Origin of the sequence: Moorena sp. SIO1F2 (genome assembly GCF_010672755.1) — a bacterium.
Lineage (GTDB): Bacteria > Cyanobacteriota > Cyanobacteriia > Cyanobacteriales > Coleofasciculaceae > Moorena.
Genome location: NZ_JAAHFV010000343.1, coordinates 1 through 6,800 on the forward strand (window position 1 = coordinate 1; position 6,800 = coordinate 6,800).

Below are 6,800 nucleotides of genomic sequence, written 5' to 3' on the forward strand. Positions count from 1 at the left end.
CTATGAAGTGGTAGTAAGTGTTGGCTCTAATATTAAACCTCATGAAAATGTAAAATTAGCCAAATATAATTTATCAAAAACTGATAATTTTGTTAATGAATCTCGCTTTTACATAACAGAACCCCTAGGCTTTACTGAGCAACCTGATTTTCTAAATGGTGCCTTTTTAATTCATACAGAAGACTGTTTTGAGACCTTTCGTCAAAAACTTAAACAAGTCGAAATTGACCAAGGGCGGGTGAAGCAATCCAATAAAAATGGACCGCGCTGTATAGATTTAGACATTGTGGTCTGGAATCGAAGGATTGTTGATCCTGACTTTTATCAGCGGGATTTCATTAAAAAAACTGTGCTAGAGCTGATTCCTGATTTAAAGGTTTAACAAATAGCTAATGACAAACCCCCCGGAATCATAAGTATTCAACAGGTGCGACCCGTGGCGAATTTAATTCTTAATGGTAAGAGCGCACCTAAGGACATGATCGGGTTGGTGATAATTTGAGTAGCACGGGCTTCTATAATTGAGCTTCTACAGGTATAGTTGATCTGATCAGTGAACTAATTGACCCCCTGCCAAAGCTCCCGAAGCTCCCCATATGATTACCATCGCATTACCCAAAGGCGCACTCCTAAAAGACAGCATCAAGCTACTGCAATCCGTTGGCTTAGACTTTAGTGCCTTCCTAGACTCCTCCAACCGCCAACTCCAGATTCAAGACCCCAGTCAAACGGCTCAAGCTCTACTGGTACGAGCTCAAGATGTACCGGTTTACGTGGAATATGGTCAAGCTCAGTTGGGGATAGTTGGTTACGATGTGCTACGGGAAAAAACCCCGGCAGTGGCTACCTTAGGTGACTTACACTTTGGTTATTGTCGGATGTCATTGGCAGTTCGTGCCGCTAGCTCTTATCTAAGCCCTTTGGATTTGCCAGCTCATGGTCGCGTAGCCTCCAAGTTTGTTCACTGTGCTCGGGAATATTTCAATAACCTGGATTTGCCAGTGGAAATTATCCCGCTCTACGGTTCTGTTGAACTTGGTCCGATTACCGGGATGTCGGAGGCAATTGTGGATTTGGTGTCCACAGGTCGTACCTTAAAAGAGAATGGCTTGATTGAAATTGACATTTTGTATGAGAGTACAGCAAGACTGATTGCCCATCCCATCAGTTATCGCCTCGATATTGATGGTATGAACAATTTGATTGAGCAGATTCGAGAATTGACTAAGGTCAGTGCTGAATCTTTAGTGAGTTAGTTATGATTCTTTAGTTAGTAGGGTGTGTGACTAACCCACCCTCGCAAGTAGAGTAAAAACTTAGTTGACATTTTACGGTACAACACGCTAATATAATTAGGTTGTCAAGGTCACTCAGCTGAGCAAGTAGATTAAACCCCTTTGAAGCCGCTGAGTTGCTAGGCGTTAAAGTCAGGACTTTAGCTAGATGGGAAAATCCAGGAATTATCCAAGGGATTAAAACACCATCTCGACAACGGAGAAAAGAATGATCCCGAATTATGCTCAGAGCCTTCAAAACCAAGTTAAAACTGAATAACAAACAGAAAACCTTGATGGCTCAACACGCCGGTTATTCAAGATGGATTTGGAATTGGGCGTTAGGCATGTGGAACGAGGCTTATAAAGAGGGACTAAAACTTTCAACTAACAAGCTCAAAAAGTTCTATACCAATCACGTCAAGCCTAACTATTCCTGGCAATATACCTTAAGTTCAAGGGTTTATCAGTTTGCATTCAGGCACTTATCAGAAGCATTTAACCGCTTTTTTCAAGGGAAAGCCAAGTATCCTAGATTCAAGAAGAAAGGCAGAAATGATCGCTTCACTATTGATAATTGTGGCCAAGTTATGACCTTTTCAGGGAGAAGATTAAAACTTCCGTTTATTGGGTGGGTTAGCACTTATGAACCTTTACCAGAAATCAAGACTAAGCGAGTCACAATTAGTCGAGTTGCTGATTCCTGGTATATCTCTGTAGCTTACGAGTTTGAACCGGAACCTACGGTTAAATCTAGAGAAAACCTAGGTGTTGATGTCGGAGTTAAAGTCCTAGCCACTTGCTCAGATGGAACAGTTTTTCCTAATCCCAGAGCCGACAAAAGGGCTAAGAAAAAACTAGCTCGACTTCAACGAGAATTATCTAGAAGACAGATCGGTTCTAAAAACAGATATAAAACTCAACTGAAGCTAGCAAAAGCCCATCAAAGAGTCACTAACATCCGGAAAGATGCCATCCATAAACTAACATCCTGGCTGAGCAAGAACCACGCTGTCATCGGCTTAGAGGACTTGAATGTTTCCGGTATGTTGAAAAACCACAAGTTAGCCGGTGCTATTGCTGATTCTGCCTTCTATGAGATTCGTAGCCAACTGGAATATAAGTCCGAGTGGTACGCTTCACAATTAGTCTTTGCCGATCGGTTTTTTCCATCCTCTAAAACCTGTTCTAGTTGTGGTCACATTCAAGAAATGCCACTAAAACAACGAGTTTTTAGCTGCTTCGCTTGCGGTGCAGTCAAGGACAGGGATTACAACGCAAGTGTGAATTTAGAGCATGTAGCCGAGGGCTTCTCGGTGATAGCCTGTGTTAGTGAGTAGGGCCGACCCCTCACGCAACCCACTTTTGGGTGGGAAGCAGGAAGTAAACGTTAACGTGCTAATTATACCGCGTTATATCAGTTTTACAGAGCAGTATAGCATGGACTGGCAAGAGATATCTGGTAACTGGGTTTTAATCCCCAATCGTCCCACCGGGATTATCCATTTCCTGGGTGGGGCGTTTATTGCTACAGCACCCCACGTAACTTACCGATTGTTACTGGAAAAATTAGCAGCTCAAAGGTATGCAGTGATTGCGACACCGTTTGTGAATACCCTCGACCATATTGCGATCGCACGAGATGTACTCAATCGCTTCGAGACTACTCTAAATCGCTTACAGGTAACCAATGTTTTAAGGAAACGGTATCTACCCATCTATGGTATCGGCCACAGCATGGGGTGCAAACTGCATTTGTTGATTGGCAGCCTCTTCAGTGTAGAGCGAGCTGGTAATATCTTGATTTCCTATAACAACTATTCCGCTGACCGTGCTATCCCCTTTGTGGAACAGTTAAACCTCAATCCTGTCTTTCAGGTCGAGTTTACGCCCTCACCCCAAGAAACTAACTATCTGATTACTCAACGCTATCAAATCCAGCGTAATTTACTGATTAAATTCACTGATGACGAGATTGACCAAAGTATTAGCTTGACCCAAGCCTTACAGAAACGTTTTCCAAATATGGTTGTGCTACAGCGGATACCAGGAAATCATTTAACACCTTTAGGGCAAGATGTGACCTTAAACCCAGGGGCAGTTTTTACCCCATTGGATGCCGTAGGTCAGTGGGTCAAGCAAGAAGTCTATCGCGATTTAAATCGGTTGCAACGGGAAATTTTGCGATGGTTAAATCCTCTAGCAGTGGCTTAAGGTTGAACGCGCACGCGTGGCCTTTTGGCCAAGGTTAGCAGGTTGAAAGTTGAACGCGCACGCGTGGCCTTTTGGCCAAGGTTAGCAGGTTGAAAGTTAGTAGGTTGAAGGTTAGTAGGTTGAAAGTTAGTAGGTTGAAGGTTGTTCGCGTAGCGTGGCCTTTTGGCCAAGGTTAGTAGGTTGAAGGTTGTTCGCGTAGCGTGGCCTTTTGGCCAAGGTTAGTAGGTTGAAGGTTAGCAGGTTGTTCGCCTTTGGCGTTCGGTGTAGGGTAGGTTGTCTGTCAAAATGCAGAATTCTACATTCTGCATTCTACATTCTACATTCTAAAATGTTGTTCGCCTTTGGCGTTCGGTGTAGGGTAGGTTGAATCTTGAAAGTAGATACTCAAAATTCAACTGCCCTATTGAATGACTAATCACTAGGATAAGGTTTCGTCAGACTCTAGCACTGTGGTAGATTCCGACAACGGAACAGTTTTCTGTGAACTGGAACAATCACTATCGGGCATGGTTTCCTCCTCTAGCACTGTGGTAGATTCTGACAACGGAACAGTTTTCTGTGAACTTGAAAAGTCACTATCGACCATGGTTTCCTCTGGTTCTGGCAAGGTGGAAGCCTGAGATTGTAGCGCTACCGATGACTCAGGGCTACTAAACGAGAATCTTGGCAAGGTTTTGGTTAAAGGTTTCAGTGCTTCTAATACTTCCTGAGCCGACTGATAGCGACTTCGGAAGCTATAGCGCACCATTTTGTTGACCACTGTAGCTAATTCAGGACTGACCTGTGCCTTATCGAGCCAAATTACTTCTCCAGTTATGGGATCTGTGGGTAATTTGCTAGGAGGTATGCCAGTAAGCGATCGCACAGCAATCATACCTGTGGCATAAATATCACTGTTAAATCTTGGACTACCCACAGCTTGTTCATTAGGCATATAACCTTTAGTACCAATGCCCACCGTGAACTTAGTCAAATTTCGTCTTGGATGCAATTGATTAGTAATTTCTTTAACAGCGCCAAAGTCAATTAGCACCAGCTTCTGATCTGATTTGCGCCGAATTAGATTATCAGGTTTAATATCTCGGTGAATCACACTGTGACTATGGACAAACTGCAATGCCTGTAGAATATCTACCACTATCCCAATGACGTTGGCTTCAGGAAGAGGTTTCGGTAGTAACTCATTGCTGAGAGGATGACCATTAATGAACTCTTCAACTAGATAAAATTCTTGATTTTCATCAAAATAGGCTAACAGCTCAGGGATTTGGTGATGTTTGCCCAACTTTTCCAGAATTTCTGCTTCCGTTTGAAATAACCGTCGAGCCAGTTGCCAGTGTTGAGGATTATTGCTAGCAGGTTTGAGCTGCTTGACCACACAGGTCGGATTTCCCGGTCGCTGGGTGTCTTCAGCAATAAAGGTTTCGCCAAATCCTCCGGCACTAAGTCGTTTGATGATTTGATAGCGTCCACTTAACTTAGTCGCTAATAGTTCCTGTTCCCTCTCCTCCAGCAAATTCCTTAAATCATCCTGTCCAGAGATAATTTCTTGGACAATGGGCGCAGAAACGTAATGTTTAAGAGTTTGGCGTAGTTGCTGTTTGTTCTTCAGGTCTTGAATTGCTCCCATAGCGCTACAGAAAATACCACTGAGAGTCATGCTAACTAAAGGCACTGCTGTAGGTAAAATTAGCCCCTCATACACGAAAAATAGATAACTGATTCCTCCCCAAGTGATTACCCCGAGCACTGTCCAGCCTAGGCAAACTTGCCATCGCTTAATCCGACTGAATAAGTACCTTACGACATTAACCCCCAAAAATATCAACACTCCTCTGTGGATAGGATTGGGAATTGCTTGGACAATGGCATGACCTTCGAGTAGTGTTGCGATCGCATTAGCATTGATTTCTACCCCAGCCATTCTGTCGGACACAGGAGTCCGATGAAAATCTGGTAATGAGCTAGCAGTTGGTCCAATTAAAACAATCTTGTCTTGGAAAGACTTACCATCGTCTAGGCGAGTGTGCCAGCGATTATCATCTAAGACATACCAGAAGGGAATAGATGTAAATGCATCCGAACCGTAGAAGAAAATATTCTCTGGTTTGGGCTTCGTCTTCAGTCCTGATTCCTGAGCAGCTGCCTTCGCGTAGCGTGGCCTTTTGGCCAAGGTAGCCTCATTAAAGGAAGGTACTGTAAACATCAGCTGATCAGATGTTTCTGCCAATTCTGGATTATTCTTAGCCCAAACTTTGGGAAACTGATTGGCTAGACGATAGATTCTGCCATCCGGCTCAATGGGATAATTAATAGAACCTACAGATAACTGGGGTGTCTCAAACAAAGAATTTGGCTTAACTAGCTTGATAGTCTCACCTTCAACAGTTTCGTAAGTCTCATACATAGCGGCCAGAGTAACCCTTTCGCCATAGTTTTCCAGCACCTCTCTCAACCGTTGATCATCTGCCTGGCCGTAACTACTGGGACTATCTAACACAATACTGAGGGCGACAGACCTAGCTCCGGCAGCCATCAGCCGCTCAATGGCTGTAGCATAAGCAGCTCGTTTCCAAGGCCAGCTCTTGATAAGTTCTAAATCAGTTAGTGCTTGAGACTCATCATTATAATAGGATTGATTTAAATTTAGAGACTCCTGATCAATTGCCAAAATCACTATATTGTCTGGGGGAGTCACCGGACCCCTAAGTTGGAAAAACCAAGCTTGGGTTTGTCTTTCCATCCGTTGCACTCCCTCCCAATCCCGAGCCGTTGAAATTGCTCCGAATAGGGGAAAAAAAACAGCTAGTAGAAAACCTAATCTAGCTGGATTTAACCGAGTGTTATGCTGTGATGATGTATCTTTATTTGTAGAAATATCTGTATACTGAGTTGGTGTATGGGAAGGAATAATCTTCCCGAACCACCCCCTAGTTTTAATAAACATTTTGATTATTTTAATCGTTTATTATCTATAGTATCGAAGCAAATTTATTAGCTGCATAAAGATTATTCAAGCCTGTTTAAAAAGTTGGTTAAGGAATAATTTAAACAAGACTTACGGCAAACTGAAACCAAACTCTATAAATAGTAGGGTGCGTTATTAACTAGATTCACTGCGTAATATCATGTCCGGGAGCATTGGTATTGTAAAGGTTGGGTAATCGGTAATTATTAATCGGCAATGACTAATGACTAATGGCTAATGGCTAATGGCTAATACCAATTTTGGAAATTACGGCTACACATAAATTTTATCTCCCCATCTCCCCATCTCCCCATCTCCCCACACTCCCTACTCCCTACTCCCTA

6 protein-coding genes are annotated in these 6,800 nt (G+C 43.1%); 4 read left to right on the forward strand and 2 right to left on the reverse strand.

Features of this window, described 5'->3' with window-relative positions:
• From folK to F6J94_RS27615, 4 genes are all read left to right on the forward strand, one after another.
• Positions 1-382, forward strand: a 382-nt coding sequence (folK, locus tag F6J94_RS27600; protein ID WP_293046199.1) for a 2-amino-4-hydroxy-6-hydroxymethyldihydropteridine diphosphokinase, incomplete at its 5' end; no start/stop codon positions are given.
• Between the two features lie 214 nt (positions 383-596).
• On the forward strand, positions 597-1,256 hold the full coding sequence (gene hisG, locus F6J94_RS27605; RefSeq protein ID WP_293021974.1) for an ATP phosphoribosyltransferase: 660 nt from the start codon (positions 597-599) through the stop codon (positions 1,254-1,256).
• 260 nt (positions 1,257-1,516) lie between these two features.
• Positions 1,517-2,614 carry an RNA-guided endonuclease TnpB family protein gene (locus F6J94_RS27610; RefSeq protein ID WP_293046202.1) on the forward strand — a complete coding sequence of 366 codons (1,098 nt, stop codon included), beginning with the start codon at positions 1,517-1,519 and terminating at the stop codon, positions 2,612-2,614.
• A gap of 100 nt (positions 2,615-2,714) precedes the next feature.
• The gene (locus F6J94_RS27615; RefSeq protein ID WP_293046209.1) at positions 2,715-3,488 is read left to right on the forward strand and encodes a DUF1350 family protein; all 774 of its coding nucleotides are present in this window, start codon (positions 2,715-2,717) and stop codon (positions 3,486-3,488) included.
• Here the strand turns inward: F6J94_RS27615 and F6J94_RS27620 are convergent.
• Together F6J94_RS27620 and F6J94_RS27625 are read right to left on the reverse strand one after the other, a co-directional pair.
• On the reverse strand, positions 3,485-3,658 hold the full coding sequence (locus F6J94_RS27620; protein ID WP_293046204.1) for a hypothetical protein: 174 nt from the start codon (positions 3,656-3,658) through the stop codon (positions 3,485-3,487). The genes F6J94_RS27615 and F6J94_RS27620 overlap by 4 nt on opposite strands.
• 248 nt (positions 3,659-3,906) lie before the next feature.
• Entirely contained in the window at positions 3,907-6,435 is a 2,529-nt protein-coding gene (locus F6J94_RS27625; protein WP_293046206.1) for a serine/threonine-protein kinase, read from the reverse strand.
• Positions 6,436-6,800: the final 365 nt, after the last annotated feature.